This window comes from Type-E symbiont of Plautia stali (assembly GCF_059731115.1).
Genome location: NZ_AP035906.1, coordinates 3,191,704 through 3,204,991 on the forward strand (window position 1 = coordinate 3,191,704; position 13,288 = coordinate 3,204,991).

The window sequence follows — 13,288 nt, forward strand, 5'->3', positions numbered from 1 at the left end:
TGCCGTTCCGAGATACCGGAGACTCATGCGTTTTCATGCAGCATAGACATGCACTTAAGCAGCGGACGTAAAAAAGCCCGGCACTGTGGACTGACCCCATAAATTTAGACATGGCGAAGACCTTGCGCCCATTAACTAACACTGGAGTGCTGTGCTCCAGCAGTTGATATAGATTATCCCCTGAACCAGATATTCCTCTTCCCTCGCCGTTTAAAAGGCTATGTTCCGCACTAAGCCCCCCTCATATAATCAGTGTGGTTTGTGCGGGCAAGTTAGCGCCTAAATGGATTGCAGGTCGACCGTTCATCGCGAAACCAGGTCACTTTTAATACAATTTTTTGGCTTCAAATGTTGGTTGTGTCATAAATGATTTTACAATCAACATGTTTGTTTTTTAACCACCGGAGACTTCGTGATGGATGATGGCATAAAAATCGCAATATCCCCGGTACAACTTGCCGCCGCGCTCTCTGATAAAACAGTTACGGAGGCAGAAACCACAAGTAATCGGCTATATGGTGGACTGGGGCTGATTATGGGATCAGTTGAGTTGGTTGGTGCCGCTGCCCTGTGTATCGCGTCTGAACCGACTGGACTGACTAAAGCAGGATGCGTTGTTGTTGGGGCACACAGTCTCGACAGTATTCATGCTGCTGCTAATCAGATTATTGTGGGCAGAAATACCCGAACGGCAACGTACAAAGCAGCTGAGGCAATGGCAAAATCCTTTGGCGCGGATGACGAAACTGCGATAAAAATCGGCCTGACTGTCGACATCGCTGTTCCACCAGGAATTGCATTTAGTATTAGTGCAACCCGGTTAGCATCGGTGAGAGCGGGTCGCATCAAACTGATTGAGCATGAATCGATGACGGGGCTTAAAACCCGGAGGGCATACGCTTTCCACACACGTTGGCAAAAGCGATGCAGAGTTGTTATCCCGTTTTGAAACCAATAAGCGTTTAACGTTCTCTACCACCTTTACTAACCTGCAGATAGCAGAGGAAGCAATATCGAGAGCGCTTTTTGCTAATAGAGCCGTCATAAAGTCTGTTCTCTCAGGTGGCAAGAAAGGTGTCAGACTAACTATTCGTAATGCAGCAGGGAAAACTATTGGCTACGGCTTCAAACGAGGAGACAGCCAGCGGATTGCCATGACAAATGTGAGAGTGGTCATTGAATTTCAACAATTTAATGGAAAACCCTACTACATTCTTACCGCGTTCCCGTCTCTTTAAGGTGCAAAATGCAAAATTTCCATTTTCTTGATCAACTGATTTTCGGTTATTTCAATCAGGACGCCGACATCATTAATGATGGCGAAGACACAGTTGAAGGCATAGTCAGGCTCTTCAAAAAAACAGCCCCAGATTGGATGCTCAAAGATCTCATCGAAGAAGTCGATGATTTTATCTCCGCCTATGATGATGGCGTAGAGGAGGAGTTCAAGCGACGCTATGAGTTTGATTTCTCACCTGAGCTTTGGGACACCACCGCGCGTGAATTCCTGATAACAGTACGTCAAATCTCGCTAGAGAAATGAGAGGTAGGGTGATACTGAACCCATCCCCTGCTCATAATGCCACGCGTCTGGCTTTTCTTCAGTTATGCCCCATGTTCTTAATGCGTGAGTCCCCTGAAATGCGGTATAAAGCCGCATGAAAATTCCAAACCGAATCCAACCGCTGGTCGATGACGGCCTGATCGATAACGTGCTTCAGCGCTTGAAAAGCGGCAAAGAAGCTGACGTTTACACTGTCATGTGCGGCGGCAAAGTCCAGTGCGCTAAAGTCTACAAAGAAGCTTCTCAGCGCAGCTTTAAGCAGGCCGTGCAATACCAGGAGGGGCGCAAAGTTCGCAACTCCCGTAGCGCGCGTGCAATGCAAAAAGGCTCCAAATTCGGACGCAAGCAGCAAGAGGAAGTCTGGCATACTGCAGAAGTCGACGCGCTGTTCCGTCTGGCCAAAGCCGGCGTTCGCGTGCCTGAACCCTATATGTGCCTCGACGGTGTGTTGTTAATGGAGCTGGTCACTGATGCAGATGGCGCAGTAGCACCACGTCTGAGCGATGTGATTTTGTCGCAAGAGGAAGCTCTGACTGATTTCGCCACCATGATTCGCAATATCGTACGCATGTTGTGTGCCGGCATTGTGCATGGCGATCTGTCAGAGTTTAACGTGTTGCAAGATGAGCATGGCCCAGTGATCATCGACCTGCCTCAAGCGGTGGATGCTTCAGCAAACAACCACGCCGAATCAATGTTCGAGCGCGATGTGAATAATATCACCGAATATTACGGTCAGTTTGCCCCGCAGATTTTAGAAACGCGTTATGCGAAAGAGATCTGGCAGCTATTTGAAGACGGTAAGTTAACGCCTGAAACCGTTTTAACCGGTCTGTTTGTGGAAGAAGTTCATGCTGTAGATATGGATTCCCTGCTGGACGAAATCATCTCTGCTGAAGATGAGTATTACGATCGCCAGCGCGCGGCTAAAGAGCGGGATGAAGAATAGTTAACCCGACTAAATTTGCATCAAGGCTTTCGTCCGCGCATTGATATATGCACCTTGAAGAGTATCAAACCTCCAGTGTACATCTGCTGCGCGGCGTCACTTTACTTTACCTCTCATCGAGTATTTCCTCCCCTCCCACTAAACCCGATGATTCAATTAAGGTTATTCCTGGAGCCAATTCGGGCTGAGCGTGCCATTGTTAACTACGCTCATAACTCATAGAGCGATTGATGAGGGAATATTCATGAAAAAGACAATTATTGCTGTATCTGCCCTGCTGCTGGCTTCTTCGGCTTTTGCCGCTACCACACATGCAACTGACGACACCGTCGCGAACGCACAAGCGGGCGCAAACACCGCCAAAGAGAAGCTGCATCAGGCGCAGCATCAGGGCGAAGAGCAGAAGCTGAAAGCCAAGCATGCTGTTGAAGGTAAGAGCGACAGCACCAGCAGCAAAGTGAGCGAAGGCGCACAGAAAGGCTGGAACAAAACCAAAGAAGGCACTGAAAAAGGGTGGGATGCCACCAAAGAAGGTGCGACTAAAGGCTGGAACAAAACCAAAGAAGGTGCCAGCGATCTGAAGAAGAAAGTGACTGAATAAGTTCTTCTGACAGAACCCCGAAAGGCCGCGATTGCGGCCTTTTTCGTTTTTGCCGCTTTGCGTGCGGCGCGATATCGACTTACACTTCGCCCAACACTCATTAACTATTTTTTCTCATGTCTGACACCTTCAAACGCCAACCTCTGCCTTTACCCAACGGTCACAATAAAGTGCTGTTGCACTCCTGCTGCGCACCCTGCTCGGGTGAGGTGATGGAAGCGATGCTGGCTTCCGGAATCGATTACACCATCTTCTTTTACAACCCAAACATTCATCCGCTGAAAGAGTACGAGCTGCGCAAAGAAGAAAATATCCGCTTTGCTGAGCAGTTCGGTGTGCCTTTCGTGGATGCCGATTACGATAAAGATAACTGGTTTGATCGGGCACGCGGCATGGAGTGGGAACCGGAGCGTGGCGTACGCTGCACCATGTGTTTCGACATGCGCTTTGAACGCACTGCGCTGTATGCGCATGAAAATGGCTTCCCGGTGATCACCAGTTCGCTGGGCATTTCGCGCTGGAAGGACATGAAGCAGATAAATGACTGCGGCGTGCGTGCAGCAGCGCACTATCCTGACATGCTGTATTGGGAGTTTAACTGGCGTAAAGGCGGTGGATCATCACGCATGATCGAGATCAGCAAGCGCGAGCGTTTCTATCAGCAGGAGTACTGCGGCTGCATCTACTCGCTGCGCGACAGCAATCGCCATCGCGTGGCCAGCGGGCGCGAACGCATTGAAATTGGTGTGCAGTACTACCAGCCCGACGAATAAACAATTAGCCTGCTGGCATCTGTTAGCAGGCGCTTACTCTCACCAGGCTAATTGCCTGCCGCTGTAATCGACGTAATGATGTCCGCCCTGCCCGGCAAAACGGTTCAGTTGCGTCACTATTCCCTGAGCACTTTCGACCGCCGTAATATCCGCATCATCCCCGCCCATATCGGTCTTCACCCAGCCCGGATGCAGCGATAGCAAGGTTGTGCCACGCGGATCCATCTGCTGCAGTAGTGCACGGCTCAGCATATTCAGTGCCACCTTGCTGGCAGAGTAGTAAGGGCGAAGCGCTTCCGCATTTTCCGTCAGACTGCCGAGACGAGATGTGGTGATGCCAAGCACACCCTGTTTTTCCGTCAGCAACGGCAACAGACCTTCCGCCATGCGCACGGGCGCAACGCTATTGGTCATAAACAGTTGCATCAATTCATCATCGGAAGTGGCGATCAATTCCATTGAATCCGGGCCGAGAATCCCGGCATTGATCAGCGCGCGATCAAACTGCTCGCCTTTGAGTTGCTGAAGTAATTGCTCACGCTGTGTGGCAATAGTGATATCCAGCGGCAGCCAGCGCAGTTTTTCATGCTGATAGGAAACGGCAGTGCTGCGATAAGTCGCCGTAACGTCCCAGCCATCGGCCAGCAGTTGCTGCACCACCGCCAGTCCAATCCCCTTTGAAGCACCGATAATTAACGCGCGTTTTGTTTGGCTCATTTGTCCCTTCCCGCAGTTAAAAGGCAAAAAGGGCAGGATAACCTGCCCTTGGTTTGACTAACGAAACACCCACGTTAGCACAACAATCACCACCATCATTATCAGCAGATGGCACACCACCTTATTAAGATTCCGATTCCGCATAGCGCCTCCATGGAGTTAGAACCACTGGCCGAAGCGTTTGATGTAGAGCATTTTCATGCCCTGTGCGACCACGCAGTAACCTAACAAGGTCGCGACCAGCCATGGGAAGTAAGCCCAGGGCAACGGGGTCAATCCCACCATGTGTCCCAACGGGGAGAATGGCAGCAGAATGCCTGCAATCATCACACACGCCGTAGTCAGCAGCACCGGCAGTGCAGCACGGCTCTGGATGAACGGGATTTTCTGGGTGCGCAGCATATGCACCACCAGCGTCTGCGACAGCAATCCTTCTACAAACCAACCGGACTGGAACAGTGACTGCATTTCCGGCGTGTTGGCGGCAAACACGTACCACATCACAGCAAAAGTCGTGATATCAAAGATTGATGATGTAGGCCCAATCCACAGCATAAAGCGTTTGATATTACGCGCGTCCCATTTGCGCGGTTTGCGCAGGAACTCACGGTCCATTTTGTCCCATGGCAGCGCCAGTTGAGACAGGTCATACATCAGGTTCTGAATCAGCAAGTGAATCGCCAGCATTGGCAGGAACGGAATAAAGGCGCTCGCCACCAGTACAGAGAACACGTTGCCAAAGTTGGAACTGGCGGTCATGTTGAGATACTTGATGATGTTGCCGAAGGTTTCGCGTCCTTTCATCACCCCCTCTTCCAGCACCATCAGATCTTTTTCCAGCAAGATGATGTCAGAAGACTCTTTCGCGATATCTGCTGCGCTATCCACTGAAATCCCGACATCGGCATCACGCAGGGCTGGCGCATCATTAATCCCATCGCCGAGGAAACCGACGGTGTGTCCTTGCTGCTGCAATGCACGCAAGATGCGAGATTTCTGCAGCGGCGTCAGTTTGGCAAACACCGCGCTGTGCGCTGCCGCCTCTGCCAGTTGCTCATCGCTCATCATCGCGATCTGATCGCCAGTCACGATATCGCCACTGTCGATACCAACTTGCTGGCAAATACGTGCGGTGACCACCGGGTTGTCGCCGGTCAGCACTTTGACGCTGACGCCGTTTTCACGCAGCGCGTTAATGGCTTTGGCGGCACTCTCTTTAGGTGGATCGAGGAAAGTGAGCAACCCTTCCACGGTTAACCCTTGTTCATCCGCCACACTCAATGCCTGCTGCAAGCCCGGCTCTTCCAGTACACGACTCGCCACAAGCAATACACGGAAACCTTGCTCGTTGTACTGGTGTGCCAGAGCTAACAATTCTGCACGGCGTTTTTCATCCAGCGGCTGAACCAGTTTTCCTTCACGCTCAGCCGTAGCGATGCTCAGCATCTCTTCTACCGCGCCTTTACAGATCAGCATCTGTTGATTCAGACGACGATCGCGCACCACAACAGAAACGCGGCGACGCACAAAATCAAACGGCAACTCATCCACTTTGGCGTAATAGTCGCCCATGTCCGCCGTTACACGATCCTTGCCGTAGCGCAGAATCGCACGATCCATCAGATTCGGCGTGCTGCTCTGATAGTGGCTGTTGAGCCAGCTCAGCATCAGTACGCGAGAGTTTTCCACCCCGGCGCAATCCAGATGATGCTCAAGAATGATATTGTCCTGGGTCAGCGTGCCGGTTTTATCGGTACACAGGATGTCCATTGCGCCGAGGTTCTGAATCGCGTTCAGCCGTTTCACAATCACTTTGCGGCGTGACATGGCAATCGCACCTTTCGCCAGATTCGAGCTGACAATCATCGGCAGCATTTCCGGCGTCAGACCGACCGCTACCGCCAGCGCAAACAGCGAGGCATCCAGCCAGTCGCCTTTGGTTAGCCCGTTAATCAGCAGAACCACCGGTACCATCACCAGCATGAAGCGGATCAGCAGCCAGCTGACGCTGTTCACACCGCGATCAAAAGCAGTTTGCGAGCGATTACCGACAATCGATTTCGCCAGGCTGCCAAAGTAGGTTTCGCCGCCGGTTGCCACTACCACCGCTTTGGCGCTGCCGCTGGAGACGTTGGTGCCCATCAGACACACGCTACCGAGTTCCAGCAGTGAAGCCCCGTGATCGCTCGCTCCCGCGCCTTTGCTGGTGACGTGGCCCGTGACGTCATATTTCTCCACCGGCAGTGATTCACCGGTCAGGATCGCCTGGCTGATAAACAGGTCACGCGAATCCAGCAAACGTACGTCGGCAGGCACCAGATCGCCAGCCGATAGATAGATAATGTCGCCGGGGACTAAAGTGGCAATATCCACTTCCTGTCTAGCCGGTGGTTGCTGGGCAGATTCCCGGCGCAGCACAGTGGCAGTCGTGCGCACCATGGATTTCAACGCCTGCGCGGCTTTATTGGTGCGGAACTCCTGCCAGAAGCGCAGCAAACCGCTGAGCGTTACCATCGTCACAATGATGATGACACCGGTCAGGTCGGTCTCCTCGCCTTTACGTAATGGCAGCAGGTAGTCAGTGAAAAAACTCACCGCTGCCAGCGCCATTAATACGTAGATGAACGGGTTATTGAATGCCTGGATCAGCTGAATCAGCGCGTGCGGCGCTTTATCATGCGCCACCTGATTGCGGCCATAGACTTCCAGACGCGCTTCGGCTTCGCGTTCGCTCAGGCCCAGCGCATCACTGCGCAGGCGAACCAGGGTTTCATCGGCGGTGAAACCGGCTTCATCTTCAATCAGATAGCGCGGCGTTTTCTGACGCTGCGGGCGGGCGTTGCTCCAGGATTTTTTTTCCTGGTTGAGTTTCATGTCAGTCATGATGACATTCCTCTATTTTTTACGGCAATAACAGTCCCTGTGCATGGAGCACATAGTTCGGGATAAATTAAATTAACGACGCTGCGTTAGATGATTAAAAATAACCTATCGGGAATTTCCATATAACCTCCCGTAAATAAAAGACGAAGAAATTCGCTCGTTAAAATAACGAGAAATAGCGATGACGATGTCAATGATGCCGCTGAGAGCGATCTTCAGTCAGTCCAGATTTGCCAGGTAGCCTGAGCACGGACGTGCCAAAACGCGCTAAAACAGCGGTTAATTATGCACGCTGAAAATCAGCGCGCGCATCGAGGTGGAGGAAAAAGTGCGTTTAAAATCATGTGCATGATGAAATCCCCACGGGCATCAACCCGCTACTGTCGTTTTAAGGGGAACAATCATCAGAGAGAAGAGAGGATTGCTGCCCGCCGTGTTGGCAAGCAGCGACAAAAGAATTCGCGCGTCAGCTTGCCTTGTGTTGCCATCTAAAAGGGTGACTGTCCAACTGAATTCTCCTGTTTGAAGTTGGCGCCATTATATTCCTGAAGACTTCGAAGTAAAGTTAATTATTTCCGTTCAGCAACGAGTTTAAATTCCGTTGTGATTTGGTTGATGAAAGGACAAAAATTAGCGAGTCTGTAGCACTGCGCGGCACGATAACAATAACGGCATATTTAACAGGCTTATAACCAATCCGTCGCGCTTAGAACCGTAAAGCATATGTATAGCCATAAATTGACTATTCTTCATTACGGCGCTCTCGTAAACTCGCGTTACTTTTTTAAGGCAAGGAAACAACATGAAAAAAATCATTCCCTCACTGCTGGCGTTATCGCTGGTAGCCGCCTTCTCTGCTCAGGCCGCAACACCAAAAGATACGCTGGTGATTGCGCAGTCGACTGATGATGCTGATAGCTTCGATCCGGCACAGGGCTTTGAACTCACCACAGTGCAAGCATTCACTAACATCTATCAACGTCTGGTTCAGTCGGATCCGACCAATCCCACCGATCTGAAGCCAACGCTGGCCACCTCCTGGACGCCAGGCAGTGACAATCGCAGCCTGACCTTTGAACTGCGCGAAGGCGCGCAATTCGCCAGTGGTAATCCGCTGCGTCCGGAAGATGTGATCTTCTCGCTGGGTCGCGTGGTGAAACTTAACCTCGACCCTTCCTTTATTCTGACGCAGCTCGGCTGGAATAAAGACAACGTCGATACCTTCCTGAAAAAAGTCGATGACAACCATGTGCAGATCAGCTGGAGCGCCAACGTCAGCCCGGCTTATGTGCTTAGCCTGCTGTCTGCACCGGTCTCTTCGATTGTGGATGAGAAAACTGCACAGGCGAATGCCAAAAACGGTGACTTCGGTCATGCCTGGTTAGGCACCCACTCCGCGGGTAGCGGCCCGTATCAGATTCGTAAAGTGGTGCTGCATGAAGTGGTATTGCTGACCGCCAACCCGACCTCACCGGCGGGCGCACCGAAGCTGAAGAACATCCTGATCAAGAACGTGCCGGAACCTGCTGCGCGTCGTCTGCTGCTGGAACAGGGCGATGTGGATATTGCTCGTAACCTCGGCGCAGACCAAATTGCGGCGCTGAAAGGCAAAACGGGCGTGAAGACCGAAGCGATTCCGATGGCCTCGCTCTACTACATTCAGTTCAACGTCGGTGAGAATCCAGTGTTGAAGAACCCGGCACTGTGGGAAGCGGCGCGTTACCTGTTCGACTACAAAGGTATTGCTAACGACCTGCTGAAAGGCCAGTTCGAAGTACATCAAACCTTCCTGCCTAAAGGTTTCCTCGGTGCGTTGAATGACACGCCGTACACCTACGATCCGGAAAAAGCCAAAGCGATTCTGAAGAAAGCAGGTTTAACCAACGTCAGCTTTAAGCTCTCTACCAGCAATCAACCGCCGTACCTCGACATTGCGCAGGCATTACAGGGCAGCTTTGCCAAAGGTGGCGTGAAAGTCGAAGTGCAGCCGGGCCTGAGTTCTGAAGTCTCTACTCGCGTGAAAGCGCATCAGTACGAAGCGACACTGAACGCCTGGGGTGCGGATTATTTCGATCCGAATACCAATGCCGCCTCGTTCGCCTATAACCCGGAAGATGGCAGCAAAACCATTGCTTACCGCTCTGACTGGCACATTCCAGAGCTGAGTAAACAAACGCTGGCCGCCACCGCCGAAGCTGACAGCAATAAACGCGTTGAGCTGTATCAGGCGATGCAGCGTGAAGTGCTGAAGAACTCGCCCTACGTGATCGGCTTGCAAGCGCGCAACCTGATTGCATTGCGCGATAACCTGAAAGGCTATGTGCAGGGGATTAACCCTGACATGGTGTATTACTCGCAGGTTTCTAAGTAATGGCAGTGTCTGCTTCACAGGCCGGGTTCGCCCGGCCGCTCTGGCAACGTTTCAGCCGCCTGGTCACCAGCCTGTTATCGCTGCTGGTGACGCTAATCGGTTTGTTAGCGTTCACTTTCATGCTGTCGCACCTGTCGCCGGTTGATCCGGTGCAACAGATCGCCGGCGATCACGCCAGCGAGGCGACTTACGCACAGGTGCGCCACGATCTCGGCCTCGACCAGCCGGTGCTGGTACAGTTCTGGCGTTATATCAGCCATCTGGCGCAGGGCAATTTAGGACTCTCGCATCTGACCAATCAGCCTGTCAGCACGGATCTGATGCGCACCTTCCCCGCCACCATTGAACTCGCCACCTGTGCGATGATCTTTGCGGCGGTATTTGGCATCACTTTAGCCTTGCTGGCCGCGTGGAAGCCGGGCAGCGTGATCGATAACGTAGCGCGCTTTATCTCGCTGCTCGGCTATTCCGTTCCGGTATTCTGGCTGGGTCTGCTGGGTCTGCTGCTGTTTTACGCGGTGTTGCATTGGTCTGCCGGGCCGGGACAGTTGGATGATATCTGGATCTACACGCTGGAGCCGAAAACCGGCTTTGTGCTGATTGATAGCTGGCTGTCTGGCGATCCCGAGATGTTCCGCAATGCGATTGCCCACCTGTGGCTGCCGGTGGTGATTCTTGGCTTACTGGCGATGGCCGGTATTACACGCTTATTGCGTGCCGCGCTGTTAGAAGAGAGCAGCAAAGAGTATGTGATTCTGGCGCGCGCCAAAGGCGCAGGGCGGACTCGCATCCTGCTGCGTCATATCTTCCCCAACGTGCTGGGGACGCTGATCACGGTCATCGCCCTCTCCTACGCCACCCTGCTGGAAGGCTCGGTGTTAACGGAAACGGTCTTCGCCTGGCCCGGTGTCGGACGTTATATGACCAACGCGCTGTTTTCCTCTGATACACCAGCGATTCTCGGCTCGACCCTGCTGATTGGCAGCTGCTTTATTCTGCTTAATGCCGTGGCCGATGCCCTCACCTGGTTAACCGATCCGAGAACCCGATGACTCAACAACTCTCTGAACTGGAGACAGTTCGTCCACGCCGCCGCCGTGCGCGCGTGACTTCACTGACCATCGGTCTGACGCTGGTGGTGATTGTGGTGGCGATGGCGCTGTTTGCTCCGCTGCTGGCACCGTTTGATCCTAACGCCCAGGTGATTGCCCAGCGTTTGCAGGCCCCTTCCGCGCTGCATTGGTTTGGCACCGATGGCTTTGGCCGCGATTTGCTGTCACGCGTGATCTACGGTGCGCGTCCTACGCTGCTGCTGGTGTCACTGATTCTGGTACTGACCATTCCGGTGGGCCTGCTGGTCGGGATTACTGCCGGCTATGTGGGCGGCTGGGCCGAACGCGTGCTGATGCGCATAACGGATATCTTCCTGTCGCTGCCGAATCTGGTGATTGCTTTGGCGCTGGTGGCGATGCTCGGTCCAGGATTGATGAACGGTGCGCTGGCGCTGGCATTAACCAGCTGGCCGCCATTTGCCCGTCAGGCGCGTGCGGAAACCCTGGCACTGCGCCGTAGTGATTATCTGGCTGCCGCACGCATGCAGGGCATTACCGGTTTGCGTTTGATGTTCGGGCACATTTTACCGCTGTGTTTGCCCACCGCAGTAGTGCGTGCGGCGCTGAGCCTCGGCGGCATCATTCTCTCCGCTGCGGGCCTCGGCTTCCTGGGCATGGGCGTGCAACCGCCAACCGCCGAATGGGGTTCGATGGTGGCGGAAGGCAGTAAAGTGATTTTCGACCAATGGTGGGTGGCTGCCGCCCCCGGCGGTGCGATTCTGTTCGCCAGTCTGGCGTTTAATCTGACAGGCGATGGCCTGCGCGACCGACTGGATACCCGTCATGCCAAATGATCTGTTAATTGATGTGCAGGGGCTGACCATCCGCAGCGAAGATACGCTGTTAGTGGATAATATCGCCTTTCAAATTGGCCGTGAGCGCGTGGCGCTGGTGGGTGAATCCGGTTCGGGCAAATCACTGACGGCCCGCTCGCTGATGGGGCTGCTCTCTCCTTCATTGCACCTGCAGGCCGATCGCTTACAGGTGGTGGGTGCCGATGCGCTCAACCTGCGCGAACGTGACTGGATCGCCCTGCGCGGCGGCAAAGTCGCGATGGTGATGCAGGATCCAAAATACGCACTGAACCCCACCCGCACTATCGGCTGGCAGGTTGAAGAGCCGCTGGTGCTGCACCGCAAACTGAGCCGTGCCGAACGTAAAGAGAAAGTGTGCGAGATGCTGGATGCGGTCGGTCTGCCGGATCCCCGTCAGTTGATGAAGCGTTATCCGCATCAGCTTTCCGGCGGCATGGGGCAGCGTGTGATGCTGGCGATCGCATTGATCACCGATCCCGATCTGCTGATTGCCGATGAACCGACCTCGGCGCTTGATCATGCGATGCGCGATCAAGTGCTGGCACTGATTCGTAGTTTGGTGGAGCAGCGCAATATGGGCTTACTGCTGATCAGCCACGATCTGCAGCAGGTCTCTGAGCACTGCGATCGCGTGATGGTGATGTACAAAGGCAAATTGCTGGATACGTTGCCTGCGGCAGAGCTATCTAATGCGACTCATCCTTACACACGCACGCTATGGTCCTGTCGTCCGAGCAAAGCCACGCACGGTGAACGCTTGCCGGTGCTGGATCGTGCTGCGCTGGAGGCCAGCAATGATTGAGTTAAACAATCTGAGCGTGTCGCATAAGCAGGGCTACGAACTGCGCACCGTGGTGCATGACGTATCCTTGCAGGTGGCGGCGGGAGAATGTTTCGGTCTGGTGGGGCCATCGGGCTGCGGCAAGTCATCGCTGCTGTGGGTGATGGCAGGTTTGAACCCGTTCTGGAGCGGCAGCATGCAACTGGCCGGCACCGATGTGCAGCCAGGTAAAGCCTTTACCGGTCCGCTGCGTCGTGATGTGCAGATGGTGTTTCAGGATCCGTATGCCTCACTGCATCCACGCCATCGTCTGCGCCGCACCCTGGCCGAACCGTTGAAGATGTTGAAGCGCGATAATATCGACGACCGCATCAATCAGGGTTTTCGCCATGTAGGGCTGGATCCAGCGCTGGCGGATCGTTATCCGCATCAGCTGTCCGGCGGCCAGCGTCAGCGCGTGGCGATTGTGCGCGCCCTGCTGCTGGAGCCAAAGATCCTGTTATTGGATGAGCCAACCTCGGCGCTGGATATGTCAGTGCAGGCGGAGATCCTGAATCTGCTGAATGATTTGAAGCAGAATGACGGGTTGACCATGGTGCTGGTGAGTCACGATCCCGATGTGATCGATCATATGTGCGACCGCGCGGCGCATATGGCATTGGGTCGGATTGTCGGTTAACGCATTTTCACTCAACCGTTGCGGCGCGATTTTTCATCCGCAT

At 53.6% G+C, this 13,288-nt stretch carries 13 protein-coding genes; 11 read left to right on the plus strand and 2 right to left on the minus strand.

The genetic code is table 11. The features are described 5' to 3' along the window. Positions 1-412: 412 nt before the first annotated feature. The 6 genes from AC6I8L_RS14655 to AC6I8L_RS14680 all read left to right on the plus strand — a co-directional run bounded on the left by AC6I8L_RS14655 (position 413) and on the right by AC6I8L_RS14680 (position 3,887). Entirely contained in the window at positions 413-949 is a 537-nt protein-coding gene (locus AC6I8L_RS14655) for a hypothetical protein (RefSeq protein WP_306301153.1), read from the plus strand. Continuing rightward, on the plus strand, positions 933-1,238 hold the full coding sequence (locus tag AC6I8L_RS14660) for an RNase A-like domain-containing protein (RefSeq protein WP_306301154.1): 306 nt from the start codon (positions 933-935) through the stop codon (positions 1,236-1,238). Before AC6I8L_RS14655 ends, AC6I8L_RS14660 begins: the two co-directional genes overlap by 17 nt. An 8-nt stretch (positions 1,239-1,246) precedes the next feature. Further along, positions 1,247-1,543, plus strand: coding sequence for a contact-dependent growth inhibition system immunity protein (locus tag AC6I8L_RS14665; protein ID WP_058959173.1), 297 nt, complete (start codon positions 1,247-1,249; stop codon positions 1,541-1,543). Positions 1,544-1,658: 115 nt separating this feature from the next. Further along, on the plus strand, positions 1,659-2,513 hold the full coding sequence (locus tag AC6I8L_RS14670; protein WP_058959174.1) for a PA4780 family RIO1-like protein kinase: 855 nt from the start codon (positions 1,659-1,661) through the stop codon (positions 2,511-2,513). 244 nt (positions 2,514-2,757) lie between these two features. Beyond that, complete coding sequence (locus AC6I8L_RS14675) at positions 2,758-3,114, plus strand: KPN_00521 family repetitive protein (RefSeq protein WP_038645311.1); 357 nt, start codon at positions 2,758-2,760, stop codon at positions 3,112-3,114. A 116-nt stretch (positions 3,115-3,230) separates the two neighbouring features. After that, positions 3,231-3,887, plus strand: coding sequence for an epoxyqueuosine reductase QueH (locus AC6I8L_RS14680; protein WP_034825520.1), 657 nt, complete (start codon positions 3,231-3,233; stop codon positions 3,885-3,887). 39 nt (positions 3,888-3,926) lie between these two features. Here AC6I8L_RS14680 and AC6I8L_RS14685 read toward each other — a convergent pair whose 3' ends face one another. Both AC6I8L_RS14685 and mgtA read right to left on the minus strand, forming a co-directional pair. Next, positions 3,927-4,604, minus strand: coding sequence for an SDR family oxidoreductase (locus tag AC6I8L_RS14685; RefSeq protein ID WP_058959175.1), 678 nt, complete (start codon positions 4,602-4,604; stop codon positions 3,927-3,929). Positions 4,605-4,763: 159 nt separating this feature from the next. Beyond that, positions 4,764-7,487 (minus strand): magnesium-translocating P-type ATPase, encoded by a 2,724-nt coding sequence (gene mgtA / locus AC6I8L_RS14690; protein ID WP_313377429.1) that lies wholly within the window; start codon positions 7,485-7,487, stop codon positions 4,764-4,766. 802 nt (positions 7,488-8,289) lie between these two features. Between mgtA and AC6I8L_RS14695 the strand changes: the two genes are divergently transcribed. Genes AC6I8L_RS14695 through AC6I8L_RS14715 form a run of 5 tightly spaced genes read left to right on the plus strand, consistent with a single transcriptional unit; the run spans position 8,290 to position 13,245 of the window. After that, on the plus strand, positions 8,290-9,858 hold the full coding sequence (locus AC6I8L_RS14695; protein WP_058959176.1) for an ABC transporter substrate-binding protein: 1,569 nt from the start codon (positions 8,290-8,292) through the stop codon (positions 9,856-9,858). After that, the gene (locus AC6I8L_RS14700; protein ID WP_058959177.1) at positions 9,858-10,910 is read left to right on the plus strand and encodes an ABC transporter permease; all 1,053 of its coding nucleotides are present in this window, start codon (positions 9,858-9,860) and stop codon (positions 10,908-10,910) included. The genes AC6I8L_RS14695 and AC6I8L_RS14700 overlap by 1 nt, the downstream gene beginning before the upstream one ends. Then, positions 10,907-11,764, plus strand: a complete 858-nt coding sequence (locus AC6I8L_RS14705; protein WP_058959178.1) for an ABC transporter permease — start codon at positions 10,907-10,909, stop codon at positions 11,762-11,764. Before AC6I8L_RS14700 ends, AC6I8L_RS14705 begins: the two co-directional genes overlap by 4 nt. Beyond that, a complete protein-coding gene (locus AC6I8L_RS14710) occupies positions 11,754-12,587 on the plus strand; it encodes an ABC transporter ATP-binding protein (protein ID WP_058959179.1) in 834 nt (277 codons plus the stop codon). The genes AC6I8L_RS14705 and AC6I8L_RS14710 overlap by 11 nt, the downstream gene beginning before the upstream one ends. After that, positions 12,580-13,245, plus strand: a complete 666-nt coding sequence (locus AC6I8L_RS14715) for an ABC transporter ATP-binding protein (protein WP_034825502.1) — start codon at positions 12,580-12,582, stop codon at positions 13,243-13,245. Before AC6I8L_RS14710 ends, AC6I8L_RS14715 begins: the two co-directional genes overlap by 8 nt. Positions 13,246-13,288: the final 43 nt, after the last annotated feature.